The 25071-nt window shown below is 72.7% G+C and carries 19 protein-coding genes; 16 read left to right on the top strand and 3 right to left on the bottom strand.

Features of this window, described 5'->3' with window-relative positions; all coding sequences use genetic code 11:
• Nucleotides 1–177 precede the first annotated feature (177 nt).
• Together E1289_RS25515 and E1289_RS25510 are read left to right on the top strand one after the other, a co-directional pair.
• Entirely contained in the window at nucleotides 178–1944 is a 1767-nt protein-coding gene (locus E1289_RS25515; RefSeq protein ID WP_131984423.1) for an HSP90 family protein, read from the top strand.
• Nucleotides 1941–4628 (top strand): hypothetical protein, encoded by a 2688-nt coding sequence (locus tag E1289_RS25510; RefSeq protein ID WP_131984421.1) that lies wholly within the window; start codon nucleotides 1941–1943, stop codon nucleotides 4626–4628. Before E1289_RS25515 ends, E1289_RS25510 begins: the two co-directional genes overlap by 4 nt.
• Here E1289_RS25510 and galK read toward each other — a convergent pair.
• Both galK and galE read right to left on the bottom strand, forming a co-directional pair.
• A complete protein-coding gene (gene galK / locus E1289_RS25505; RefSeq protein ID WP_131984437.1) occupies nucleotides 4625–5785 on the bottom strand; it encodes a galactokinase in 1161 nt (386 codons plus the stop codon). The two genes, E1289_RS25510 and galK, sit on opposite strands and share 4 nt — an antisense overlap.
• On the bottom strand, nucleotides 5782–6735 hold the full coding sequence (gene galE, locus E1289_RS25500; RefSeq protein WP_131984419.1) for a UDP-glucose 4-epimerase GalE: 954 nt from the start codon (nucleotides 6733–6735) through the stop codon (nucleotides 5782–5784). The genes galK and galE overlap by 4 nt, the downstream gene beginning before the upstream one ends.
• 82 nt (nucleotides 6736–6817) lie before the next feature.
• On the opposite strand from galE, the gene E1289_RS25495 reads away from it, so the two are divergent.
• The 4 genes from E1289_RS25495 to E1289_RS25480 are packed head-to-tail and all read left to right on the top strand — an operon-like array spanning nucleotide 6818 to nucleotide 10720.
• The gene (locus E1289_RS25495; RefSeq protein WP_207929141.1) at nucleotides 6818–7858 is read left to right on the top strand and encodes a hemolysin family protein; all 1041 of its coding nucleotides are present in this window, start codon (nucleotides 6818–6820) and stop codon (nucleotides 7856–7858) included.
• An 18-nt stretch (nucleotides 7859–7876) separates the two neighbouring features.
• Nucleotides 7877–8998 (top strand): tryptophan--tRNA ligase, encoded by a 1122-nt coding sequence (trpS, locus tag E1289_RS25490; RefSeq protein WP_131984433.1) that lies wholly within the window; start codon nucleotides 7877–7879, stop codon nucleotides 8996–8998.
• The gene (locus E1289_RS25485) at nucleotides 8988–9605 is read left to right on the top strand and encodes a 2'-5' RNA ligase family protein (RefSeq protein ID WP_243713133.1); all 618 of its coding nucleotides are present in this window, start codon (nucleotides 8988–8990) and stop codon (nucleotides 9603–9605) included. The genes trpS and E1289_RS25485 overlap by 11 nt, the downstream gene beginning before the upstream one ends.
• 53 nt (nucleotides 9606–9658) lie before the next feature.
• The gene (locus E1289_RS25480) at nucleotides 9659–10720 is read left to right on the top strand and encodes a YihY/virulence factor BrkB family protein (protein ID WP_131984417.1); all 1062 of its coding nucleotides are present in this window, start codon (nucleotides 9659–9661) and stop codon (nucleotides 10718–10720) included.
• A 94-nt stretch (nucleotides 10721–10814) separates the two neighbouring features.
• Here E1289_RS25480 and E1289_RS25475 read toward each other — a convergent pair whose 3' ends face one another.
• Nucleotides 10815–12035, bottom strand: coding sequence for a D-alanyl-D-alanine carboxypeptidase (locus tag E1289_RS25475; RefSeq protein WP_243713134.1), 1221 nt, complete (start codon nucleotides 12033–12035; stop codon nucleotides 10815–10817).
• A 532-nt stretch (nucleotides 12036–12567) separates the two neighbouring features.
• On the opposite strand from E1289_RS25475, the gene E1289_RS25470 reads away from it, so the two are divergent.
• The 10 genes from E1289_RS25470 (at nucleotide 12568) to E1289_RS25425 (ending at nucleotide 23873) form a co-directional block, all read left to right on the top strand.
• A complete protein-coding gene (locus E1289_RS25470; protein WP_131984415.1) occupies nucleotides 12568–13734 on the top strand; it encodes a glutamate--cysteine ligase in 1167 nt (388 codons plus the stop codon).
• A gap of 463 nt (nucleotides 13735–14197) precedes the next feature.
• Nucleotides 14198–15442, top strand: coding sequence for a M20 family metallopeptidase (locus tag E1289_RS25465; protein ID WP_131984429.1), 1245 nt, complete (start codon nucleotides 14198–14200; stop codon nucleotides 15440–15442).
• 252 nt (nucleotides 15443–15694) lie between these two features.
• Nucleotides 15695–16744 carry a BMP family ABC transporter substrate-binding protein gene (locus tag E1289_RS25460; protein WP_243713132.1) on the top strand — a complete coding sequence of 350 codons (1050 nt, stop codon included), beginning with the start codon at nucleotides 15695–15697 and terminating at the stop codon, nucleotides 16742–16744.
• Nucleotides 16745–16995: 251 nt separating this feature from the next.
• Nucleotides 16996–18534 (top strand): ABC transporter ATP-binding protein, encoded by a 1539-nt coding sequence (locus E1289_RS25455; RefSeq protein ID WP_131984413.1) that lies wholly within the window; start codon nucleotides 16996–16998, stop codon nucleotides 18532–18534.
• The gene (locus E1289_RS25450) at nucleotides 18531–19871 is read left to right on the top strand and encodes an ABC transporter permease (RefSeq protein ID WP_207929140.1); all 1341 of its coding nucleotides are present in this window, start codon (nucleotides 18531–18533) and stop codon (nucleotides 19869–19871) included. The genes E1289_RS25455 and E1289_RS25450 overlap by 4 nt, the downstream gene beginning before the upstream one ends.
• Nucleotides 19868–21223, top strand: a complete 1356-nt coding sequence (locus E1289_RS25445; protein WP_131984411.1) for an ABC transporter permease — start codon at nucleotides 19868–19870, stop codon at nucleotides 21221–21223. The genes E1289_RS25450 and E1289_RS25445 overlap by 4 nt, the downstream gene beginning before the upstream one ends.
• Before the next feature lie 5 nt (nucleotides 21224–21228).
• Entirely contained in the window at nucleotides 21229–21633 is a 405-nt protein-coding gene (locus tag E1289_RS25440; protein WP_131984409.1) for a cytidine deaminase, read from the top strand.
• Nucleotides 21634–22899 (top strand): thymidine phosphorylase, encoded by a 1266-nt coding sequence (locus E1289_RS25435; RefSeq protein WP_131984407.1) that lies wholly within the window; start codon nucleotides 21634–21636, stop codon nucleotides 22897–22899. It begins immediately after the preceding gene.
• A 239-nt stretch (nucleotides 22900–23138) separates the two neighbouring features.
• Nucleotides 23139–23495: a hypothetical protein gene (locus E1289_RS25430; RefSeq protein WP_131984405.1), complete on the top strand. Its 357-nt coding sequence runs from the start codon at nucleotides 23139–23141 to the stop codon at nucleotides 23493–23495.
• A gap of 90 nt (nucleotides 23496–23585) precedes the next feature.
• Nucleotides 23586–23873, top strand: coding sequence for a hypothetical protein (locus E1289_RS25425; protein WP_131984403.1), 288 nt, complete (start codon nucleotides 23586–23588; stop codon nucleotides 23871–23873).
• The last annotated feature ends 1198 nt before the right edge of the window (nucleotides 23874–25071 follow it).

The following is a 25071-nucleotide window of genomic DNA, read 5'->3' as shown; positions in this document are numbered from 1 at the left end:
AGGGGGTCAGGAGGCGGTGTGGGCGGGGACGTTTCGCCGGGCGGTGCCTCCGACGCGCGGCAGGACGGGCTCCCCGACGCGCGCCGTCCGCGCCGGCTGCTGCGGGAATGCTCCGAAACGGTCCTTACAGGTCGCTAGTGTGTGTGATCGCTTATGTAGTGATCAGGAGGGGCGTCGGTGGCAGACCAGGCATTCCAGGTGGATCTGCGCGGGGTGGTGGATCTGCTGAGCCGCCACCTGTACGCGAGCCCGCGGGTGTATCTGCGGGAATTACTGCAGAACGCGGTGGACGCGATCACCGCGCGGGGCGAGGGCGGCCGGGTGGTCATCGAGACCGGCGACGGGGCGCTGCGGGTGCACGACGACGGTGTGGGACTCACCGAAGATGAGGTGCACACGCTGCTGGCGACGATCGGACGGTCCTCCAAGCGGGACGAACTCGGCTTCGCGCGCCACGACTTCCTCGGCCAGTTCGGCATCGGGCTGCTGTCGGCGTTCCTGGTCGCGGACGAGATCGAGGTGGTGACGCGGTCCGCGCGGGGTGGTGCGGCCGTCCGGTGGACGGGACGTGCCGAGGGCAGCTACCGCGTGGAGCCGGGGCGGCGGGACGAGCCGGGGACGACGGTCACGCTGCGGGCGCGGCCGGGCGCGGGCGAGCTGCTGAGCCCGGCGGCCGTGGCGGAGCTGGCGCGGACGTACGGGTCGCTGCTGCCGGTGGAGCTCACCGTCGACGGCGTGCCCGTCACCGGGGGCGGGCCGCCGTGGCTGGCGTCCCACCGTGATCCGGCGGCGCGGAAGCGCGCGCTGGAGAAGTACTGCGAGGAGCTGTACGGGTTCACGCCGTTCGACGTCGTCGACCTGGAGGTGCCGGAGGCCGGGCTGACGGGCGTCGCGTTCGTCCTGCCGCAGGCGGTGTCGCCGACCGCGCGTGCCGCGCACCGCGTCTACGTGAAGCGGATGCTGCTGGCCGAGGGCGTCGAGGGGCTGCTGCCCGAGTGGGCGTTCTTCGCGCGGTGCGTGGTCGACGCGGGGGAGCTGCGTCCCACCGCGAGCCGCGAGGCGCTCTACGAGGACGAACTGCTCGACACCACCCGGGAGGGACTCGGGGACGTCCTGCGGCAGTGGCTGGTGCGGCTGGCGGAGACGGACCCGGCGCGGCTGCGCGGGTTCCTGCGGCTGCACCAGCTCGGCGTGAAGGCGATGGCGCTGCACGACGACGACATGCTGCGCATCGTGGACCGGTGGCTGGAGTACGAGACGTCCGCCGGGCCGATGACGCTGGCGGAGTTCCGGCGGCGCCACCCGGACGGCCGGTTCACCGCGAGCGTGGACGAGTTCCGGCGGCTGTCGGCGGTCGCGGGGGCGCAGGGCGTCGGGCTCGTCAACGGCGGCTACGTCCACGACACGGAGATCATCGAGCGGCTGCCCGACCTCGACCCCGACATCCGCCTCGGCAGGCTGGACGCGGCGGAGCTGACCACCACGTTCGGCGTCCTCGACCCGGCGGCGGAGCTGTCGCTGCGGCCGTTCCTCGCGGCGGCGCAGCGGGCGGTGGACCGGCTCGGCTGCGAGGTCGTGGTCCGCGACTTCGATCCCGCGTCGCTGCCCGCCCTGTACCTGACCAGCCGCGACGCGCAGTTCCGCGAGGAGCTGGGCCGGGCGCGGGACGAGGCCGGCGAGCTGTGGGCCGACGTGCTCGGCGCCGTCAGCGCCACGTCCGGTGTCGAGCGCCCGCAGCTGGTGCTGAACCACCGCAACCCGCTGGCGCGGCGCGTCATGTCCCTGGGCGACGGCGGGCCGGTCGAGTCGGCGGTCCAGGCCCTGTACGGCCAGGCGCTGCTCCTCGGGCACCATCCGCTGCGGCCCGCCGACACGGCCGTGCTGAACCGTTCCTTCATCGGCCTGCTGGAGTGGGCCGTCCACGCCCCGGAGGCGCCCCGGTGACCGACGACGTCTACGCGCTGATGGCCCAGGCGCAGGAGCTGCCCTACGGGGAGGCCCGCACCGTCCTGGTGGAGGACGCGCTGCGCCGCGCCGAGGCGGCCGGTGACGGCGAGCTGGCGTTCCGGGTGCGGACCCGGCTGACCGACGCCTACCAGTACGGAGGCGAGCCCGCCAAGGCCCTCGCCACGTTCAGCCGCGCGCTCGCCGACCACGACCGCGACCCCGGCCGGTTCGACGAGACGCACCTGCTGCTGTGGCAGATGAAGGCGGTCGTGTCGTCCCTGACGCTGTTCCCCGAGGTTCCCCTCGCCCGCACCTACGCCCTGCTCGACGACATGGAGCGCCGCTACCTCGCGGGCGGCCACAGCCTCCAGGCCGTCTACCGGCGCCGCCACCTGGTGGCCCAGCACGTCGGCGACGACGCGGTCGACGACTGGTACCTGAAGTGGCGCGCCGCCCGGCGGGACGAGCTGTCGGACTGCGAGGGCTGCGACCCGACCGGCATGGTCCGCCATCTCGCCCGCGTCGGCCGGTACGAGGAGGCGTTCGAGATCGCGGCGCCCGTGCTCGACTCGGAGCTGACGTGCAACGAGCAGCCGCAGGCGGTGCTGACCGCGATGCTGCCGGTGTACCTGCGGACGGGCCGCACCGAGCAGGCCGCCGACGCGCACCGCCGCGCCTACCGGGTGCACCGGGGGCGGCTCGCCGACCTCGGCGACATCGCCGAGCACCTGGAGTTCTGTGCGGCCACCGGCAACGGGGCGCGCGGGCTGGAGATCGTCCAGCGGCACCTCGGGTGGCTCGACCGGGCGCCGAGCCCGCACGCGGAGATGGAGTTCGCCGCCGCGGCGGCGCTGCTGCTGGACCGGGTCGCGGCGGCCGGGCACGGCGCGGCCACGATCCGCCGGCCCGCCGCGGACGGCCGGCCCGCCGCCGACGTGCCGCTGCCGGAGCTGCGCGCCGAGCTGGCCGGCCGCGCGACGGCGCTGGCGGCCCGGTTCGACACCCGGAACGGGACGTCCCGCCAGGGCGACCGGGTGCGGGCCACGCTGGCGTCCGAGCCGATCGTGGACTTCCTGCCGCTGGCCGCCCACCACCGCCGTCCCGCGCCCGCCCCGGAACCGGAACCGGCGGAGCCGCCGCGGGAGGACGTCGCCTCCGTGGACGACCTCGACGAACTGCTGGACGTCGCCGACGAGCGCCGCACCCACCGGGACGTGGAGATCACGCTGGCCGCGTGGCGGCGGTTCGACGTCCTCGCGGGGACGACCGAGCCGACACCGCTGCAGCGGGCCCGCCGCCTGGACGGCCGGGGCGTCGAGTGCGCCCTGGACGGCGACGAGGAGGGCGCGGTCACCTGCTGGGAGGAGGCGTCGCGGCTGTTCGGCGAGCTGGGCGACGACACGCGCCGGCACCGCGCGCTCGGCCGGCTCGGCGCGCTGCGCGTGAAGCTCGGCGACCCGCGCGGCCTGGCGGAGATGACCGCCGCCGTCGACCACTTCGCGAGCCACCCGACCCGCGACGGCGACGCCACCGGCGCGCTGCTGCGGCTCGCCACCTCGCACGTGGAGCACGACCGTCCCGCCGAGGCGCTCGCCGCGCTCGACCGGGTCGACCCGCAGGACGCCCCCGACCGGGCGGGCGAGCTGTGGTTCCTGCGGGGGCAGTCGCTCCTGCTGGCCGGCCGGCCCGAGGACGCCGCCGCGGCGCTGCGCCGGTCGGCCGGGGCCGCCCGCGCGTCCGGCGGCGCGGCGGAGGCCGCCGCGCCGCTGCTGCTGCTCGCCCGCGTCCTCGCCCGGCGGGACGGCGGCCCCGACGAGGAGACGTTCGCCCTGCTCGACGAGGTGATCGCGGCGCAGCCCGCCGGGTCGCCGATGCGGGTGGCGGCGCACGGCGAGCGGGGGCTCGCGCTGCTGGCCGCCGACCGCCCGGCGGACGCCGCCGCGGACCTCGCCGAGGCCATCGCGGGCTGGACGGCCGAGGGACTGCACGAGCGGGCCGTCCACCTGCGCGTGGACCTCGCCGCCGCGTACCTGTCGACGGGCCGTTCCCTGGAGGCCGCCGAGGTCGCCGAGGAGGCGCTCCCCGCCCTCGCGGACCGCGTCCGCGCCGACCCGAGCGAGCGCGCCGCCACGCGGCGCTGCCGCCTGATCCTCGCGCACGCGCAGAAGGAGATGGGCGAGGAGGACGCGGCCGCGACGTTCGCGGCCCTCGCCGAGGACGCCGCCGGGGACGGCGACCACGGCGCGGTCGCGCACTTCCTCGACGAGGCCGGCGAGATCCTGACCGACCTCGACCGGGACGCCCAGGCCGCCGAGCGGTTCGCGGCGGCGGCCCAGGCGCACGAGAAGGCCGGCGACGCGTTCGGCGTCGTCCGCGCCCGCCGCCGTGCCGCGATGTGCCTGCTGTGGTGCGGGGAGGGCGACGACGCCGTCACCGTCATGGAGTCGGCCCGCGCGGCGCTGGCGGGCCTGCCGCCGGACGACGAACCCGCCCGCGTGTGGGAGACCGCGCTCGTCTCCTACGATCAGGCCCGCGTGCTGGCCCAGGTGGGGCGGCTGCCCGAGGCGGTGCCGTTCGCGTCCGCCGCCGTGGACGGCTTCACCGCCCTGGACGAGGCGGGCCCGGCCGAGGAGGCCATCCGGCTGCGCGACGACATCAGGTCCGCCCTGGAGGAGCGCTAGGCGGGTGTGACGCGGCGTGCGCCCCGGGACGGCACGGCCTCGATGAACTCCGGGGGCGTCCAGCCGCGCTCGGCGTAGGCGGCGGCGACGGCGTCCCGCACCCGTTCCGCGCGGTCGGCGGCCGTCAGGACGAGCACGGAGCCGCCGAAGCCGCCGCCGACCATCCGGCCGCCCCGCGCGCCCGCCCGCAGCGCCGCGTTGACCGCCGTGTCGGCCTCGGGCCAGGAGACCTCGAACTGGTCGCGCAGCGACAGGTGCGAGGCGTTCAGCATCGCGCCGAGCTCCGTGACGGCCCCGGCGCGCAGCAGCCCGACGGTGGCCTCGACGCGGTGGTTCTCGGTGACCACGTGCTGGACGCGGCGCCGCAGCACCGGGTCGCGGAGCGTCCCGAGGGCCCCGGCGAGGTCCGTGACGTCGCGCAGCGCGGCCACGCCGAGCAGCGCCGCGGCCTCCTCGCACTCGGCGCGCCGCCGCCCGTACTCGCCGCCCGCCAGGGCGTGCGCCGCCCGCGTGTCCACGACCAGCAGCGTCATGCCGGAGCCGGCGGGCGCGAACGGGACCTGCGCCGACAGGCCGCTGCGGCAGTCGAGCAGCAGCGCGTGCCCCGCCGTGCACAGCAGCGACGCCGCCTGGTCCATCAGCCCGCACGGCACGCCGACCTGCTCGTTCTCGGCGCGCTGCGCCAGCCGCGCCAGCGCGGGACGGTCGACCGCCACGCCGTGCAGGTCGCACAGCGCGAGCGCCGTCGCGCACTCCAGGGCGGCGGACGACGACAGCCCGGCCCCCTGCGGCAGGTCCGAGTCGATCAGCAGGGACGCGCCGCCCGTCCCGCGCTCCCGCAGCACCCGCGCCACCCCGACCGGATACGCGGCCCACGCCCGCTCGGCCGGCCACCCCTCGGACACGACCGGCCCGCCGTCCACGGGAGCGGTCACCGCGGTCGCGGCCTGCCGCGACCGCACCTCGATCACGCCGTCGCCGCGCGGCGCCGCCGCCACCGACACGCCGAGCCCCAGCGCGAACGGCAGCACGAAGCCGTCGTTGTAGTCGGTGTGCTCGCCGATCAGGTTGACCCGGCCGGGCGCGTGCCACACGCCCTCCGGTTCGCGCCCGAACACGCCGGTGAACGCCTCGGCGAGCGCGCGGGGACCGGTCATCGGGAGCGCAGGAACGTCCACGCGTCGTCGACCATGGCGCGCAGGTCGCGCTCGGGCTTCCAGCCCAGCTCCGCCTGGATCCTGTCGGACGAGGCGACCAGCACGGCCGGGTCGCCGGGGCGGCGCGGCGCCACCTCGACCGGGATGTCCCGCCCGGTGACGTCCCGGCACACCTCGACGACCTCGCGGACGGAGCTGCCGGTGCCGCTGCCCAGGTTGTAGACCGTGTGCCGGCCCGGCTCGCAGGCTTCCAGCGCCAGCAGGTGGGCGCGGCCGAGGTCGAGCACGTGGATGTAGTCGCGGACGCAGGTGCCGTCCGGGGTCGGGTAGTCCTCGCCGAACAGCCGCACGGACTCGCCGTCGCCCTGCGCGATCTTCAGCACGTTCGGGATCAGGTGGGTCTCCACGGCGTGCCGCTCGCCCAGCCGCCCGTAGGCGCCCGCGACGTTGAAGTACCGCAGCGAGACCCCGCCGATGCCGTGCAGCCGCGCGTACTCGGCCAGCGTCGTGTCGATGGCCAGCTTCGACGCGCCGTAGGGGTTGGTCGGGCGGGTCGGGTCGGTCTCCAGGATCGGCGTCGACTCCGGCTCCCCGTACGTCGCGGCCGTCGAGGAGAACACGATCCGCCGCACGCCGGCGACGCGCATCGCCTCCAGCAGCGCGAGCGACTCGCCGAGGTTCTTGTCCCAGTACAGGCCGGGCTTCTCGACCGACTCGCCCACGAGGGACTTGGCGGCGAAGTGCAGCACGGCGTCGAACCCGGCGCCGCCGAGCACGTCCGCGGCCGTGTCCCGCATCGTGCCGCGCACGAGCCGGGCGCCCTCCGGCACGGCGTCTTCATGCCCGGTGGACAGGTCGTCCAGGACGACGACCTCGTGCCCCGCCTCCACGAGCAGAGCGGAGACAACGCTGCCGACGTAACCGGCGCCTCCGGTGACGAGAAGCTTCACGAACGGACCTCCACGACGACAGTTCGGATACGGCGGGGCCCGCCCAGGCTATCCGGAACGCCGGACGGGGAAGGCATAACGCATGGACCGGACGCCGCCGCGGCCGCCCCGCAGGGTCGCGCGCCCCCTGGTGTGGTTGCTGTCCAACTCGGCCGACCTCGTCGTCCGGCTGTCCGGCGGCGACCCCGCCGTGCTGCGGGAGGAGATCACCGCCGAGCGGATGCGGGCGCTCATCGCCGAGAACACCCAGCTCACCGCGGACGAGCGGGCGCTCATCGGGGAGGTCTTCGCCGCGGGGGAGCGGCCGCTGCGGGAGGTCCTCGTGCCGCGGACCGAGGTGGAGTTCCTCGACGCGGCGCTCCCGCTGCCCGCCGCCGCGCGCATCGCCGCCCGCAGCCCGCACTCCCGGTTCCCCGTCTGCCGCCGCTCGCACGACGAGGTGATCGGCTTCGTGCACATCCGCGACCTGCTCGTCCCCGACCTGCCGGGCGCCCCGGACGGCGCGGGCCCGCCCGCGCGGGACGTGCCGGTGGGGGAGCTGGTGCGGCCGGTGAAGTTCCTGCCGTCCACCAAGCGGGTGCTGCCCGTCCTGTCGGAGATGCGCCGTGAGGGCTGCCACCTGGCGATCGTCATGGACGAGTACGGCGGCGTCGCCGGGATCGTCACGCTGGAGGACCTCGTGGAGGAGCTCATCGGCGACATCCGCGACGAATATGATGTGCAGGACGCGCAGGCACGGCGCCTGCACGGCGGCGTGGTCGAGGTCGACGGCCTGCTCAACCTGGACGACTTCGCCGCCGAGACCGGCATCCGGCTCCCCGCCGGCCCCTACGAGACGGTCGCCGGGCACATCATGGCGGCGCTGCGCCGCGTGCCCGCCGAGGGCGACACCGTGGAGGCCGGGGGCCGCCGTCTCGCGGTGGCCCGGATGGACGGGCGGCGGGTGGCGCGCGTGCGCGTCATGCCGCGGGTGACGCCGCAGGCCGCCACGGCGCCGCCCGGCACCCCGCCCGCGACCCCGCGGGCGGTCGTCGGCGACGCCGCCACCGGCTCCCCGGCGGGCCGGGCCACCGGTCCCGCCCCGAGCCGGGCCACCGGCGGCGGCGCCTCCGGAGCCACCTGAGAGAATCGGTCCGTGCACATGCCCGAAGCGTCCAGCACCCCAGCCTCCGCCGATGCCGCCGCGGGGACCGTCCCCCGCGTGCTGTCCGGCATCCAGCCCACCGCCGACTCGTTCCACCTCGGCAACTACCTGGGCGCGCTGCGGCAGTGGGTCTCGATGCAGGACACGCACGACGCCTACTACTGCGTGGTCGACCTGCACGCGATCACTGTCGAGCACGACCCGGCGACGCTGCGCCGCCGCACGAAGGTCGCCGTCGCGCAGCTCCTCGCGATGGGCCTCGACCCCGACCGCGCCACCCTGTTCGTGCAGAGCGCCGTTCCCGAGCACGCCGAGCTGGCGTGGGTGCTGAGCTGCCTCACCGGGTTCGGCGAGGCCGGGCGGATGACCCAGTTCAAGGACAAGTCGTCCAAGCAGGGGGCGGGCGGGACGACCGTCGGCCTGTTCACCTACCCGATCCTGCAGGCCGCCGACATCCTGCTGTACACGCCGGAACCCGGTGACGGCGCGCGGGCCGTTCCGGGGGGTGTGGGGGGTCGTCCCTCCACAGGGGGACCGGCGCTGCGCGTTCCCGTGGGCGAGGACCAGCGGCAGCACCTGGAGCTGACCCGCACGCTGGCGCAGCGGTTCAACCACCGGTTCGGGGAGACGTTCGTCCCGCCGGAGGCGCACATCCCGCCGGGCGCCGCGAAGATCACCGACCTGCAGGAGCCGGACGCGAAGATGAGCAAGTCCGCCTCCTCGCCCCAGGGGATCATCGACGTGCTGGAGGAGCCCGGCCCGATGCGCAAGAAGATCATGCGCGCGGTCACCGACACGGGCTCCGAGGTCGTCTACGACGAGGAGAAGAAGGCCGGCGTCACCAACCTGCTGCGGATCTACTCCGCGCTGGACGGCACCTCCATCCCCGACCTGGAACGCCGGTACGAGGGCTCCGGCTACGGGCAGTTCAAGAAGGACCTCGCGCAGATCGTCCTCGACACGTTCACGCCGATCAGGGAGCGCACCCTCAAGCTGCTGGACGACGAGGCCCGGCTCGACCGGGTGCTCGCCCACGGCGCGGGACGCGCGTCCAAGGTCGCCGCGCGGACGATGGACGTCGTGCGCGACCGGGTGGGATTCGTGGGACGTGGTAGCTGACCGGGGGGCACACGACGACGCCGCGGAGGGCCCGGGGGAAGGGCCCGCCGCGAGCGGCGCCGCCCGCGGGTCCGGGGTCCGCGCGATCGGCGTCGCGATCCCGATCCCCGATCCGCACGGCGCGCTCCTGCAGGCCAAGCGCGCCTCCTTCGGTGACCCCCTCGCGACCGCGATCCCCACGCACATCACGCTGCTGCCGCCGACCGAGGTGCCCGAACACGAGTTCGGCGCGGTGACGGACCACCTGCGGGAGATCGCCCGAACCGAGCGGCCGTTCCACATCAGGTTGCGCGGCAGCGGAACGTTCCGGCCGGTTTCTCCGGTCGTTTTCGTGGCGCTGGCCGAAGGAATCCGCGGCTGCGAGCAGCTCCAGGCGAGGGTTCTGTCGGGTCCGCTGGCCCGGCCGCTGCCGTTCCCGTACCACCCGCACGTCACCATCGCCCACCACCTGCCCGAAGAGGTCATGGACCGGGCGTTCAAGGAACTCGCCGGCTACAGCGCCGACTTCCACGTGTGGGGGTTCTCCCTGTACGAGCACGGCCTGGACGGGGTCTGGCGCCCCCAGGACGACTTCGTCTTCGGCGAGGGCGGGCAACGCCGCGTTTAACGATTGATTACCGTCCGCCGCATCGCGGGGCACCGGACGGGTAGGTTGCGGGCATGCGTCAGGCGATCGAGGGGATCCAGCGGCGGACCGAGTCCCTTTTCGCCGGCGCGAAGGGCCGGCTGGGCGACGCCCGTGCGCGCTGGCAATGGTTCGACCACCACGTCCGGGCGTTCGAGCGCTACCAGGAGCGGCGCGGCGACCGGCTCGCCGCGGCCCTCACCTGCTACGCCTTCCTGTCGTTCTTCCCGCTGCTGGCGCTGGCGTACTCGCTGCTCGGCTACCTCGTCGGGGTCAGCGCGCAGGCGCGCGGCTACTTCGTGCGGGCCGTCAACTCGCTGCTGCCCGGCCTGGCCGGTGACCTGCGGGTCGAGGAGATCGCCCAGTCCAAGACGGCGGTCGGGATCATCGGCCTGGCCGCGCTGCTGATCACCGGGCAGAACTGGGTGCATGTGCTGCGCGAGTCGCTCCGCGACATCTGGGGCAACGAGCCCACCGGCGGCGGCAACTTCTTCGTGAAGCGGCTGTGGGACGTGGGCGTCCTGGCGTTCCTCGGCGCGACCCTGATCTGCGGCATCGCGGTCTCGACGGTCACGACGTCCGGGGCCGGCACCGTCCTCGGCTGGGTCGGCCTGCAGGACGTGCCCGGCGCGGGCACCGGGCTGCGCCTGCTGTCCATCGCCTGCGCGATCGCGTTCAACACCGTGATCTTCCTGGCGCTGTTCACCCGCCTGTCGGGCACCCGGGCGCCCTGGCGGCGGATCATCCGGGGCGCGCTGTTCGGCGCCGCCGGGTTCGAGGTGCTCAAGCAGATAGCGGCGCTGCTGGTGGCGCGGGTGACGGAGAACCCGGTCTACGGCGCCTTCGCCGTCCTGGTCGGGCTGATGGTGTGGATCAACATCGCGGCCCGGTTCACGCTGTTCGTCGCCGCGTGGACGGCGACCCGCCGCGTCGTGCTCACCGCCGACGCCGCCGACCCGGAGAACATCGCGGACGCCGCGACCATCGCCGCCCTCACCGGGGACGAGGCGGAGGATGAGCCGAAGGACGAGCCGGCCCCGGAGGCCGCGGACGAGGAGGAGAAGGATCAGGACCAGAAGGCGTCGTCGGCGTACTGATCCTCGGTGAGGGTGCGGATCTCGGTGATCCTGCCGTCCCGGACCCGTCCCGGGCGCTCGGCGCCAGCGCCGCCGGCGGCGGCTGAGGCAACCTTTACCGGCCGCCGCCGCGGAGCGACCGGTCGAACCGGCGGCGCCGCCGCAGGACCGCGTACAGCACCGCGACCGCCAGCAGGGCGCCCGCGGCGCCGCCGCCGACGAGCAGCCACATCCGCGACGTGTCGTCGGACGCGAGCGGTGCGTCCGGCAGCACGCCGCCGGAGCCCGCGTCCCTCTTGGGCTGGGCCGTGTCGCCGGGGGAGACGAGCACGCCCACCGGCTCGACCTTGCCGTGCGCGGTGAAGCCCCAGTCCAGCAGCTTGGCCGCGTACTGGGACGGCGGCCGGTCGGCCTTCATCAGCGAGACGACGATCGTGCGCCCGCCGCGCCGCGCCTCGGCGACGAAGGTCTGCTGCGCGGCGATCGTGTAGCCGTTCTTGCCGCCGAGCATCCCCCGGTACTCCTCGCGCTCGCCCGGCAGCATGCGGTTGTGCGTGTGGATCGGGTAGCCGCCGACCTTCACCCCGCGCTTGCGCTGCTTCTTGGTCGGCGGCGCGGGGAACTTGTGGTCGATCGCCTGAACGTAGGTGCGGAAGTCGGGGTTCTTCATGCCCTCGCGCAGGATGAGCGCCAGGTCGTACGCCGACGTGTGCTGGGTGCGGACGCTCAGCCCGAGGTCGCGGTCCAGCCCGTTCACCGAGCCGGCCCGCGTGTCCCGCGCGTTGATCCGCCTGGCCTCGGCGTTCATGTCGGCGAGGGTCTTCTCCAGGCCGCCGTTCGCCTCGGCGAGCGCCACCGCCGCGTCGTTGGCCGACATCATGAGCAGCGCGTGGAACAGGTCCGACACCTTGTAGCTCATCTTGGGCGTCAGCCCGACCTTGGTGCCCTCGACGTCGCACGCCCGCTGCGACGGCCGCACGAGGTGGTTCGCGTCCAGCTTGGGGACCAGGGCCAGCGCGGTCAGCGTCTTGATCGTGCTCGCGGGCAGGTGCCGCCCGTGCGGGTCCTTGGCGGCCAGGACGTCCCCGGTGTCGGCGTCCGCGATCAGGTACGAGGCCGCCTTGACCTTCGGCAGCCCGGGGACGCCGGCGGCCCGGTTCACGACGAGTCCCCGGCCGGCGAGCTGCGGGCCGCCCACGGTCCCGGTGCCGGGGGCGCTCGACGGAGCTGCGGGCGGGGCCGTGCGGGGCGCGGTGCGCGGCTCGGCCACCGCGGGGGCCGCGACGAGGACGGGCGCCGCGGCGAGCGCTGCCGCGGCCAGGGGCGCTGTGAACACCGTCAAGGCGCGGCGGGCACCGGGCCGCCCTGGTCGCTCTGCTCGCAAGCTTCCGACGCTCCTCGTTTCCGCGAGAGCACGTTCGCTCCCGGCGCGCATGCGCTCGACGCCCATGACACCCCCGAAGACTAGGCGACCTATCCGGCGAAGGGGTACCCGGCGGCGAAGACGGCAAGCTCGTGATGGAAGCTACAGAAGGTACAGAAGTGGCCAAGCTGTAACATAAGGGACGTCCGCTACCGGTCACAGTCCGTCATCGGCGGTATTTTGGGACGGGCTAACTAGTTCGATCGGGTGGTGTCGCAGCGAAGATCGATGACCGAAAGGTATGGCCCGGCCGTGCTAACTGACCGTCCGCATGAGTCAATTGATCCGCAAAGGGCATGGAGACCCGGCGGGGTCACGGGCGCGGGCGCCATCATGGAGCGAACACGTGACCTGGACCGGCGTTTGTCCAGGCTTAGGGACCCGCTGGCTGAATTGCGCCACGTGCCACGCAACGACCTGCAAGGATTGTGGACGGAGGTTGGCCGTGGCCATTGACTTCAACGCATCGAAGGGGACCACGCTCGGGATCGAGTGGGAGATCCAGCTCGTCGACGCGGAGACCAGGCACCTGCGGCAGGACGCACGCGAGGTGCTCGCCGCGCTGCCCTCCCTCAGTGAGAACGGTGACAACCCCCGTGTCCGGCACGAGCTGATGGAGTCCACGGTCGAGGTGGTGACCGGCATCTGCGACACCGTCGGCGAGGCCAAGGCCGACCTCGCGGGGACCCTCGCCGCCCTCCGGGCCGCCGCCGCCCAACGCGACATCGCGCTCGCGTGCACGGGCACCCACCCGATCAGCGACTGGCGGGACGCGGTGATGGCGCCCATGCGGCGCTACGCCGAGCTGATCGAGGAGATGCAGTGGCTGGCCCGGCGCATCCAGACGTTCGGCGTTCACGTGCACGTCGGCGTCTCCGACGGCGCCAAGGCGATCCCGATCGTCAACGCGCTCTCGTCCTACCTTCCGCACTTCCTCGCGCTCACCGCGTCCAGTCCGTTCTGGAGCGGCAGCGATACCGGCCTCGCGTCCTCCAGGGCGATCGTCTTCGGCCAGCTGCCCACGGCCGGACCTCCCCACCTGTTGGACGACTGGGAGGCGTTCGAGGATTACATGGACACGCTCCTGCGTTCGCAAACGATACGGAGCATCAAGGAAGTCTGGTGGGACATCCGCCCGCATCCCGACTTCGGCACCGTCGAGATCCGGATGTTCGACGGCATCCCCACCATGCGGGAGGTCGGCATGGCGGCGGCGCTGTGCCAGAGCCTGGTGACGCTGTTCGAGCAGCAGATCGACCGCGGCTACACGCTGCCGCGGCCGGCGGCCTGGGTGGTGCGCGACAACAAGTGGCGCGCGACCAGGTACGGGCTCGACGCGATCGTCATCACCGACGACACCGGGAACACCGCGCCGCTCCGCGACGACCTGTACGAACTGATCAGGGAGCTGGAGCCGGTGGCCGACCGGCTCGGGTGCGCCGAGGAACTGAAGGTCGCCGGCGAGGTCCTCGAACACGGTGCCCCGTACGAGCGCCAGCGCGCGATCAGCGCCGAGGGCGGGACGCTGGAGAACATCGTCGACGCGGCGATCACCGAGCTGGCGGAGGACAGGTTCGTCACACTGGGGGAGGTCGCATATGCCGGAACCTGAGCAACCGGCCGTTCCGGGGAAGCCGCCCGGCGCCGCGGGTCCCGGACGCGACGTCCCCGAAGGCGGCACCCCCGGACACGGCCGGGCCGGCCCTTCCGGAGCGGGCCGCGAACGCCGGGACGGCCCCGGGGAACAGGCGAACACGACCATGGACGAGAACACAGGGCGGAGACCCTTCGGCTCCGCCGTCGCGCAGGGGGCGCAGATGACCCACCCGGGACCCGGGGTGATGCCCGGCCTTGAAACACCCGCCGCCCCGGGGCCCGCGGGCCCCGCGGGCCGGGACGAACGCCGCGGCGCCGGTGCGCCCCCGCCGTCCAGGATCGTTCCGGCGCGCGAGAACACGCCGGTCACCGACGACCTGGCGGCCGGCGAGGATGCGCCGGCCGGGCCGGAAGGGCCCGTCACCGGCGAGATCGTGCCGGGCGCCCCGGCCGCCGGCGCCGCCTCCGCCGGTTCCGACGTGCTCGGCGGGGCCGTGCTGAAGCCGCAGCTCGACGAGTTCCTGACCGGGCACGAGGACGAGCTGATCGCGTTCCGCCGCGACCTGCACCGGCACCCGGAGCTGGGCTACGCCGAGCACCGCACCACCAAGAAGATCGCCGAGCGGCTCCGCGCGGCGGGCCTGGAGCCGGTGATCCTGCCGCGCGGCACCGGCCTGTTCTGCGACATCGGGCCGGCAGACGGCACCACGGTCGCGCTGCGGGCCGACATCGACGCGCTCCCCCTGGAGGACGAGAAGGAGCACGTCCCCTACCGGTCGACCGTCCCCGGCGTCGCGCACGCGTGCGGCCACGACGTCCACACCGCGATGGTCCTGGGCGCGGGCCTGTTCCTCGCGCAGCAGGCGAAGGCGGGGCTGCTGCCCGGCCGGGTGCGGCTGTTGTTCCAGCCCGCCGAGGAGACCCCGGGCGGGGCCCTGGACGTGATGGCCGCCGGCGGCATCGCCGGCGTCGACCGCGTGTTCGCCCTGCACTGCGACCCGCGCATCGAGGTCGGCGAGCTCGGGCTGCGCACCGGCCCGATCACCGCGGCCTGCGACAAGGTGTACGTGAAGGTCACCGGGCCGGGCGGGCACACCGCCCGGCCGCATCTGACCGCCGACCTGGTGTACGCGCTCGCCAAGATCGTCACCGAGCTGCCGTCGGCGCTGTCGCGGCGCGTCGACCCGCGTTCCAGCCTGTCGCTGGTGTGGGGACGGGTCTCGGCCGGCTCGGTCGCCAACGCCATCCCCGACGACGGGATCGCCGAGGGCACCGTCCGCTGCCTGGACGACGAGGCGTGGCACCGGGCCCCGGAGATGATGAAGGCGCTGCTGCAGTCGGTCGCCGCCGCCTACGACGTGGAGGCGTCCCTGGAGTACGTCCGGGGCGTCCCGCCGACCGTGAACGAGGCGGCCAGCGTGCAGATGTTCCGTGACGCCGCCGCGCAGGTCATCGACGAGGAGGGCGTGGTCCCCACCCCGCAGAGCCTCGGCGGCGAGGACTTCGGCTGGTACCTGGAGTCGATCCCCGGCGCGCTGGCGCGGCTCGGCGTCCGCACCCCCGGGTCGCCCGGCGAGTACGACCTGCACCGCGGCGACTTCGACGTCGACGAGCGGTGCGTCGCGGTCGGCGTGCGGGTGCTCAGCGCGACGGCGCTGACCGCGCTGTGGGAGGGCGGCCGCCCCGGCGACCCCGAGGCGATCGAGGGCGCCGCGCTGGCCTGACCCGCTCCCTTTGCTCCCCCCGCCTCCCGCCGATCCCCGCGTTGCCCAACGGTCCCGGGTGTCTCACCGGGTGTCCGGTTTCCGTGCTGACCAGCGTCGCTGACCTGTGGCGATATGCGTACGCATTGGTAACGGACCGATTGCGAATCGGTGCAAGCGTGAAGTTTGCCCACTTTCGCGAGGTAGCGTCCGATCGATTTCGGTGGCCGGCACGGCCCCGGACCGTGGGTGGGGAACGGAAGGAGCGCAACCTTGCGCCGTGGACTGAAAATGACGCTCGTCACCGTGACGGGTGCGGCGCTCACGCTCGCCGCTTCCGCGTGCGGTGGCCAGGAGGCGGACACCGGCGGTGGCGACAAGGACACCATGAAGGTCGGGCTCGCGTTCGACATCGGCGGCCGCGGTGACCAGTCGTTCAACGACTCGGCCGCCGCCGGGCTCGACCGGGCCAAGAAGGAGCTGGGCGTTGAGACCGAGGAGATCTCGGCCAAGCCCGACGAGTCCGACGCCGACAAGGAGTCGCGCCTGCGGCTGATGGCGAACCAGGGCCACAACCCGATCATCGGGGTCGGCTTCGCCTACACCGCGGCCGTCAACAAGGTCGCCAAGGACTTCCCGGACACGAAGTTCCTGGTCATCGACGCCGACGGCTGCAAGGTCGAGGGCCCGAACGTCGCCGCGGCCTGCTTCGCCGAGGCGGAGGGCTCCTACCTGGTCGGCGCCGCCGCCGCGCTGAAGTCGGAGAGCGGCAAGATCGGCTTCATCGGCGGCGTGAACGTGCCGCTGATCCAGCGGTTCCAGGCCGGGTACGAGGCGGGCGCGAAGAAGGTCAAGCCGGACATCGAGATCCTCCCGGCGAAGTACCTGACGCAGCCGCCGAACTTCAACGGCTTCCAGGACACCAGCCTGGGCAACGAGGCCGCCAAGGGCCAGCTCGACCAGGGCGCGGACGTCATCTACCACGCCGCGGGCGCGGCCGGCATCGGCGTCATCAAGACCGTCGGCGCCGCGAAGAAGTGGGTCATCGGGGTCGACTCCGACCAGTACAACCAGCCCGCCGTGGCCGGCGTGAAGGAGCAGATCCTCACGTCCATGGTGAAGAACGTGGACGTGGCGGTCTTCGACTTCGTGCAGAGCGTCAACACCGACAAGTTCGAGGCCGGCTCGAAGACGTACGACCTGGAGAGCAACGGCATCAGCTACGCCACCTCCGGGGGCCATGTCGACGACATCAAGCCCAAGCTGGAGGAGCTGAGGGCTCAGATCATCTCGGGCGAGATCAAGGTTCCCGAGAAGCCTTGACGCCGGAGCCGGGGACGCCACCACGGTGCCGTGACGCCGTTTCGGTCCTGCCGTAACCGCGCACCGGACGTCGCCTCAGCGGTGACGTCCGGTGCGCGCGGCACGACCGCGTCCCACCGGGCCGTGCGGCGGATCCGGGCTTTCAGGAATTCGTTCAAGCACGCGGCACCGCCGGAGGCGCGCCGCTTTCCGTGGCGTCCCGGCGGCGCGTTCGCAGGGCGGGACGCCGGCCGATCAGAGGGAGGGGTCCCGTGCCCGACCAGGTGCCGGCCGTACGGCTGACATCGATCACCAAGCGGTTCCCCGGGGTGGTGGCCAACCGGGACGTCAACCTCACCATCGAGCGCGGCGAGGTCCATGCGCTCTGCGGTGAGAACGGTGCCGGCAAGTCCACGCTGATGAAGATCCTCTACGGGATGCAGCGGCCGGACGAGGGGACCATCGAGGTCGAGGGGGAGCAGGTCTCCTTCCGTACCCCGGCCGACGCGATCGGCCGCGGCATCGGCATGGTCCACCAGCACTTCAAGCTGGCCGACAACCTGACCGTGCTGGAGAACGTCATCCTCGGCGCCGAACCCCGCGCCAAGGGGTGGCGCAAGGGCCGCATCGACTTCGCCGCCGCCCGCGCCAAGATCACCGAGATGTCGCGGGCGTACGGGCTGCGCGTCGATCCCGACGTGCGGGTCGAGAAGCTCGGCGTCGGCGAGCGGCAGCGCGTGGAGATCCTCAAGGTGCTCTACCGGGGCGCCCGCGTGCTGATCCTGGACGAGCCGACGGCGGTGCTCGTCCCGCAGGAGGTCGACGAGCTGTTCGGCAACCTGCGGGAGCTGCGCGCCGAGGGCCTGACCGTCCTGTTCATCTCGCACAAGCTGGACGAGGTGCTGGCCGTCGCCGACACGATCTCGGTGATCCGGCGCGGCACCACGGTCGCGACCAGGCTCGACCCGGCGGAGGTCACCTCCCGGCGGCTCGCCGAGCTGATGGTCGGGTCGGAGCTGCCGACCCCGGAGCTGCGCGAGTCCACCGTCACCGAGGACGTCCAGCTGGAGGTCGGCGGGCTGACGGTGCTGACCCCCGAGGGCCGTCCCGTGGTGGACGACGTGGGCCTGCGCATCCGCCGCGGCGAGATCGTCGGGCTGGCGGGCGTCGAGGGCAACGGGCAGACCGAGCTCATCGAGGCGATCATGGGGATTCGGCCCGCGGACGCCGGTTCCATCGAGTTCGGCGGCGCGGACATCACCCACTGGAGCACCCGGCGCCGCCGCGAGGCCGGGATCTCCTACATCCCCGAGGACCGGCACCGGCACGGGCTCGTCCTGGAGGGGACGCTCTGGGAGAACCGCATGCTGGGCCACCAGACCCAGCGGCCCAACGTCCGCGGCCCCTGGATCGACCGGCGCGGCGCCCGCCGCGACACCACCCGGATCGTCCGCGAGTACGACGTGCGGACCCCGGGGATCGAGGTGCCCGCCGCCGCGCTGTCGGGCGGCAACCAGCAGAAGCTCATCGTCGGCCGGGAGATGTCCGGCGAGCCGAGCCTGCTGATCGCCGCGCACCCCACCCGCGGCATCGACGTCGGCGCCCAGGCCGCCATCTGGGAGTACCTGCGGCAGGCCCGCGCGAACGGGCTGGCCGTGCTGCTGATCAGCGCAGACCTTGAGGAACTCATCGGTATGTCCGACACCCTGCACGTGATCCTGCGGGGCCGGCTGGTCGCGGAGGTCGATCCGCGGACCGTCACCCCCGAGGAGCTCGGCTCCGCGATGACCGGCGCCGGAGCCGGAGCATGAGCGGCCCGAACGACGGCGCCCCCAAGGACGGCGGCCCGAACGAGGGCGAGCCGAAGGACGGCGAGCCGCAGGACCCGGCGGGCCCGCGGGACCCGGACGGACCGCGGGCCGCCGCCGACGGCGCCGGGCGGGAGCCGGCGAAGACCGCCGCCCCGGAACCGGAGATCGTCCCGGCGTGGAAGGCGATCCTGCGGGGGCTCGGCCCGACCGGGCTGGCGCTGAAGATCGGGGCGCCGCTGCTCGCGCTGGCGATCTCGCTCGTCATCACGATGATCCTGCTGCGCAGCACCGGCGCCGACCCGTTCAGCTCGATCCAGGCGATGGTCGACTACGGCACCACCGAGAACTCGATCGTCGACATCGTCAACCGCGCCACCCGCTACTACCTGTCCGCGGTGGCGGTGGCGATCGGGTTCCGGATGGCGCTGCTGAACATCGGCGTGGACGGCCAGTACCGGCTCGCCGCGTTCATGGCCGCCGTGGTCGGCGGGGCGGTGACGCTGCCCGCGCCCTTCGGCCAGATGCTGGTGATCGTCGCGGCGATGGCGGTCGGCGGGCTGTGGGCCGCGATCGCCGGGGTGCTGAAGGTGACCCGCGGGGTCAGCGAGGTGCTGTCCACGATCATGCTGAACGCGATCGCGACCGGGCTGATCGCCTACCTGCTCAACGACCAGCGGCTCGCCGAGGTCCGGCCGGGCAGCAACAACGTCGCGACCCCCGAGATCCCGGAGGACGGGCGGGTCGGGCCGCTCAACGGCATGCTGTCCGCGATCGGGATCGACCTGCCCGGCCAGGTGTACGGGCTGCTGCCCCTCGCGGTCGTCGTCGGCATCGTGTTCTGGGTCGTGATCAACCGCACCAGGTTCGGGTTCGACCTGCGGATCTCGGGGCTGTCCCCGTCGGCGGCGCAGGCCAGCGGGGTCAGCGCCCGCCGCATGATCGTCTACACGATGGTCGCGTCCGGCGTGGTGGCCGGGCTGATCGGGATGCCGGAGCTGCTCGGCGCGTCGCACGAGTACTCGCTGAACTTCCCGGCCGGGCTCGGCTTCACCGGCATCACGATCGCGCTGCTCGGCCGCAACCACCCGGTGGGCATCGCGCTCGCCGCGCTGCTGTTCGCGTTCCTCGACCAGACCTCCGATGTCCTCCAGTCGGTCGACGTGCCGAAGGAGATCGTCGGGGTCATGCAGGGCGTGGTCGTGCTGACCGTCGTCATCGTGTACGAGCTCGTCCGCCGCTGGGAGATCAGTTTGCAGCAGCGCGCCGTCGCCACCGAACTGGCCACCGGCCGCGACCTGGCCCGAGAGTCCAGCGAGTCCACGGGGAGCCGCTCATGAGCGTCGCGACCGAGCCGGCGGCCGTGCAGAAGCCCGCGAACGGCGGGCGCCGGCTGCGCTGGCCGCACTACATGCTGATCGCGTCCGGGCTGCTGGTGCTGCTGTCGCTGGTCCGCGTCATCGACGACGCGGAACCGGTGACGTCCAGCGGGACGGTCAGCGCCGCGCTGCGCCTCGCCGTGCCGATCTTCCTGGCCGGTCTCGGCGGGCTCTGGTCGGAGCGGTCCGGCGTGATCAACATCGGTCTTGAGGGCATGATGATCCTCGGGACCTGGACGGGCGCCTGGGCCGGCTACCAGTGGGGTCCGTGGATCGGCGTGGCGGTCGGCATCCTCGGCGGCGCCCTCGGCGGGCTGCTGCACGCCATCGCGACCGTGTCGTTCGGCGTCGACCACATCGTGTCCGGTGTCGCGATCAACATCCTGGGTCTCGGGCTCACCCAGTTCCTCGCCGGGCTGCTCTTCGACACCGGTGAGGCGAAGGCGCTGGGCGGCGGGCCCCGGCAGTCCCCGCCGGTCGATCCGATCATGACGTTGACGATGCCGGTGCTGTCCGGCGGGAAGATCGGCGGCTGGCAGAGTCCCGACTGGCTGGGGTCGCTGGAGCAGCGGCACTGGTTCGTGCTCTCCGACTTCGCGGGCATCCTGCGCGGGCTGACCAGCGGTGTTTCGCTGCTGACCCTCGTCGCGCTGGCGCTGGTGCCGCTCACGTTCCTGGTCCTGTGGCGGACGCCGTTCGGGCTGCGGATCCGCTCCTGCGGCGAGGACCCGTACGCCGCCGAGTCGCTCGGCGTGAAGGTGTACCGGATGAAGTACGCCGCCGTCACGATCTCCGGCGCGTTCTCCGGGCTCGCGGGCGCGTTCCTCGTCACCGTCGCCGCCCCCCTCTACCAGGACGGCCAGACCAACGGCCGCGGCTTCATCGGCCTCGCCGCCATGATCTTCGGCAACTGGCGGCCCGGCGGGCTCGCCGCGGGGTCGCTGCTGTTCGGCTACACCGACGCGATGAACGTGCGCGGCGGCGGGCAGGCCGTCCACGCGCTGCTGCTGTTCGTCGCGATCCTGCTGATCGGCGTCGCGATCTGGCAGGCGGTGCGGGCGGGGCGGCTGCGTCCGCAGATCGTCACCGAGGCCGGGCGCCGCGAGGTCCGCAACGCCTACATCGGCAGCGTCCTGTCGCTGGTGGCGGCGGTCGCCCTGCTGGCCTGGTTCCTGCTGAGCGAGGCCGTGCCCGGCGAGCTGGTCTCGTTCACGCCGCACCTGACGACCCTGCTGGTCCTGGCCCTCGCCAGCCAGCGGCTCCGCATGCCGGCCGCCAACGGCCTCCGGTACAGGCGGGGTGAGGCACGATAACCCCTATGGAGATCGATTGGCCCGCCCTGCGCGACGCCGCGCGGGAGGCGATGACGCGTGCGTACTGCCCGTACTCGGGGTTCCCGGTCGGTGCCGCGGCCCTGGTGGACGACGGCCGCGTCATCACCGGATGCAACGTCGAGAACGCCTCGTACGGGGTGGGGCTCTGCGCCGAGTGCGCCGTCGTGTCGGCGCTGCACGGGCCGGGCAAGTCGGAACGCCCCCGGCTGGTCGCCCTCGCGGTCGTCGACCGGCACGGGGACCCGCTGATGCCGTGCGGGCGCTGCCGCCAGCTCCTCTGGGAGCACGGCGGCGCCCCGATGCTGCTGGAGACGCCCCGCGGCATCCTGCCCATGTCGGACGTCCTGCCGGACGCCTTCGGACCCGACGACCTGATCGAGAGAGCCTAGATGGACGCCATCGACGTCATCCGCGCCAAGCGGGACGGCGGGACCCTGACCCCCGAGCAGATCGACTGGGCGGTGGACGCCTACACCCGCGGCGCGATCGCCGACGAGCAGATGGCCGCGCTGGCCATGGCGATCCTGCTGAACGGCATGACCCGTCCCGAGGTGGCCCGCTGGACCGAGGCGATGATCCGGTCCGGGGAGCGGATGGACTGGTCCTCCCTCGACCGCCCGACCACCGACAAGCACTCCACCGGCGGCGTCGGCGACAAGATCACCCTGCCGCTGGCCCCGCTGGTCGCGGCGTGCGGCGCGGCCGTCCCGCAGCTCTCGGGCCGCGGCCTCGGCCACACCGGCGGCACGCTCGACAAGCTGGAGTCGATCCCCGGCTGGCGGGCGTCCCTGTCGAACGCGGAGATGCTGGACGTGCTGCGCGCCGCCGGGGCGGTGATCTGCGCGGCGGGCAGCGGCCTCGCCCCCGCGGACCGCAAGCTCTACGCCCTCCGCGACGTGACGGGCACGGTCGAGTCGATCCCGCTGATCGCGTCCTCGATCATGTCGAAGAAGATCGCCGAGGGGACGGGCGCGCTCGTCCTGGACGTCAAGGTCGGCTCGGGCGCCTTCATGAAGACGGTGGAGAACGCCCGCGAACTGGCCGAGACGATGGTCGCGATCGGCAAGGACCACGGCCTGCGCACCGTCGCGCTGCTCACCGCCATGGACCGTCCGCTGGGCAACGCGGTCGGCAACGCCGTCGAGGTGGCCGAGTCGGTCGAGGTGCTGGCGGGCGGCGGCCCGTCCGACGTGGTCGAGCTGACGCTGACCCTGGCCCGCGAGATGCTCGCCGCCGCGGGCCTGTCGAAGGACCCGGCCGACGCCCTGAAGGACGGCTCCGCCATGGACGTCTGGCGCCGCATGATCACCGCCCAGGGCGGCGACCCCGACGCGCCGCTCCCGACCGCCCGCGAGACCCACACGGTCACGGCCCCGTCCTCCGGCGTCCTGACCCGCCTGGACGCCTACGGAGTGGGCGTCGCCGCGTGGCGCCTGGGCGCGGGCCGCGCCCGCAAGGAGGACCCGGTGTCGGCCGCCGCAGGCATCACCTGCCACGCCAAGCCGGGCGACACGGTCAAGGAAGGCCAGCCGCTGCTGACCCTCCACACCGACGACGAGACCCGCCTCCCCCGAGCCCTGGAGTCCCTGGACGGCGCCTACGAGATCGGCGGCACCCCGTCCCTCCACCCCCTGCTGATCGACCGCATCTCCTGATCCCCCGTCGTTCCGACCGGTGGCGCTCCTACCCTTTGACCGGCATTTCCACGCCGTCGCCGACGGAGATCCCTCTTGCCGAAGAGTGTGGAACAAGGGGGGCTTCTGCAGGCGCCGACGGCATTGACCGGCGAACGGGGGTGGTGTTCGACTGGAACCAAGCCATCCGGACAGGGGCGATGAAGATGGCTTTGGGGGATCAACTGGGTCATGACACCGGGCAGGTCACGGGGACGCGCGTGCTGCCGCCAACCGAGCAGGGGGAAGCGCGCGTCGAGGTCTCTTTCGAGTCCCGCGGCCGGCTTCTCGACGAAGAGGTCGTGGACATGGGGACGTATGTGTCGGTCCTCGGCTCCGACGGCGTCCTGCGCGGGGAAGGCCAGGGCTGCACGATGTCCGGCGACGGCGAGACCGTCGTCTGGACGGGCACGGGAGTCGGAAGGCTCCTGAACGACGGCGCGACCTCGTTCCGCGGTGCGATCTTCTACCGAGGCGCCTCCGCCACGTTCGCGCGCCTGAACAAGATCGCCGCCGTCTTCGAATACGACGCGGACGCCAGCGGCAAGACCGAGACCAAGGTCTACGAATGGAAGTAACCGCCCCGCCAAACAACGGCTGAGAGCAGCGGCCCCCGCGCTCGGGTGTCACAATGTGCACTCATGCCACTACGCACACGAGGACGGGGCATGGAGTCGTATCCGATCAAGGAGGCCCGCAAGCGCCTCGGTGACGTGTATGCCGCAGTGGTCCACGGCGGGGCACATTGCCGCGTCATCGAGAAGGGCCGGGACCCCGTGATGATGAGCACTGCGCAGGAACGGCAGGGGCTCCAGCAGATGCGCCGGGAGCGTTCGGCAAGGCTCGCCGACCAGGAGGCGGACCGCATCAAGCCGTATCTGGACGTCGGCCGAACCCCGCCCGGCTACGAGCTCTACACCCGCGAACGGGTCGCATCAGGGGACTGGCTCGCCTGATCACGTGGTCGTCGCCCTCTCCGGCTCCAGAACACGGGTGATCGCGCCCCCTGCCGAACCGCGATCCAGCTGGTGACCATGTCGCTGACGAGCGACCCGACTCCTCCCGATGCCGAGCCGCTCGGCATCGAGGACCTGGAACACGCGCAGGACGCCCGCGCAGCGGCGGCCAGCACCCCAGCCTGCGGCTAGCGGCTACGCCATGGTCCGCATCGAGTGAAGAGGTCGCGGAAGGGGGAGGGTCTCAGGAAAGGGGCAGGGAGCTGAGGCGGCGCGTGAGCCTCGGTACCCACGGCTGCGACGACCTCGTGAGGTTTTTCTGAAACTGGGAAACCAAATCAAGGAAAACTATCGGTATGAAAACTTGAGAAACTGGCCACAGTAGGCTTCCGGGTATCGGAAAGATTATCGATACCGACATGGAAAGTTGAGAGCTAGATTCCGGCTGAAATTAGGAAACCACGTTGGACGATGGTGAACAAAGTTGAACTCGGGTGTGCCTGGAAGTTTGATAGAATGAAACAAGCTCGGCGGGGGTGCCACCCCGCCGAGCTTGGGAGAACTGGTTTCTAGACTGGTTGTTGCCACCGTGGGGCGCTAGCCTCGGCTAGCGCCCCATGGCCGTCCAGTACTCCATAGCCTGCAATAACAGGCTGAGGCACGCGATGAGGAACCCCAGGCTCGGCCAGGGGTCCTCCTTGAACGGCTCGCTCATTGTTGCGATCACCTCCTCCCTTCGGTAAGGCCCGATCTATGGCGGGCGAGTCGATTTAGAGTGTAGCGGACCGGAAGGACCCGATTCGAACGTCCGCGATAGGGTGGACTCTGTGCGTTGCCATTCTTTCCCCGATTTCCTGGGAAGAGTGAAGCGGCAGCACCCCGCAGTTCCCTGCAAAGTTGGGGAACGGCGGTCCCTGGATCGGAGCCATCGTGTGCTCAAGGTCACGCTCGGGCTTCGGGTGTCGACGTCGTGGCCATGCTCAACGGAGCCGGGAGATCTCGGTGAGCATCGCGATGATGCGCCGCCGCGCCGAACCCCGTCCGGCTACGAGGTCTACACCCGCGAACGGGCCGGCTCGGGGGAATGGCATGTCTGATCACGGCGTCGTCGCCCGGAGATGACGTGACCCCCTACCGGCGGCGCTGACCGTCGTATCGGGTTCCTTCTGGCGGGGGACCGGGGCGGCCCGTTTGGGGG

The organism is Actinomadura sp. 6K520, from assembly GCF_004349245.1.
In the GTDB taxonomy this organism is placed as follows: Bacteria; Actinomycetota; Actinomycetes; order Streptosporangiales; family Streptosporangiaceae; genus Spirillospora.
The sequence above is the reverse complement of the archived record's forward strand: the minus strand, read 5'-3'. Positions and strand labels throughout refer to the sequence as shown.

Coding starts and splice junctions, on each gene's coding strand:
- E1289_RS25425 (WP_131984403.1), top strand. CDS start 23,586: ATGGAGTCGTATCCGATCAAGGAGGCCCGCAAGCGCCTCGGTGACGTG.
- galK (WP_131984437.1), bottom strand. CDS start 5,785: ATGACCGGTCCCCGCGCGCTCGCCGAGGCGTTCACCGGCGTGTTCGGG.
- E1289_RS25495 (WP_207929141.1), top strand. CDS start 6,818: ATGGACCGGACGCCGCCGCGGCCGCCCCGCAGGGTCGCGCGCCCCCTG.
- E1289_RS25435 (WP_131984407.1), top strand. CDS start 21,634: ATGGACGCCATCGACGTCATCCGCGCCAAGCGGGACGGCGGGACCCTG.
- E1289_RS25440 (WP_131984409.1), top strand. CDS start 21,229: ATGGAGATCGATTGGCCCGCCCTGCGCGACGCCGCGCGGGAGGCGATG.
- E1289_RS25450 (WP_207929140.1), top strand. CDS start 18,531: ATGAGCGGCCCGAACGACGGCGCCCCCAAGGACGGCGGCCCGAACGAG.
- E1289_RS25480 (WP_131984417.1), top strand. CDS start 9,659: ATGCGTCAGGCGATCGAGGGGATCCAGCGGCGGACCGAGTCCCTTTTC.
- E1289_RS25445 (WP_131984411.1), top strand. CDS start 19,868: ATGAGCGTCGCGACCGAGCCGGCGGCCGTGCAGAAGCCCGCGAACGGC.
- trpS (WP_131984433.1), top strand. CDS start 7,877: ATGCCCGAAGCGTCCAGCACCCCAGCCTCCGCCGATGCCGCCGCGGGG.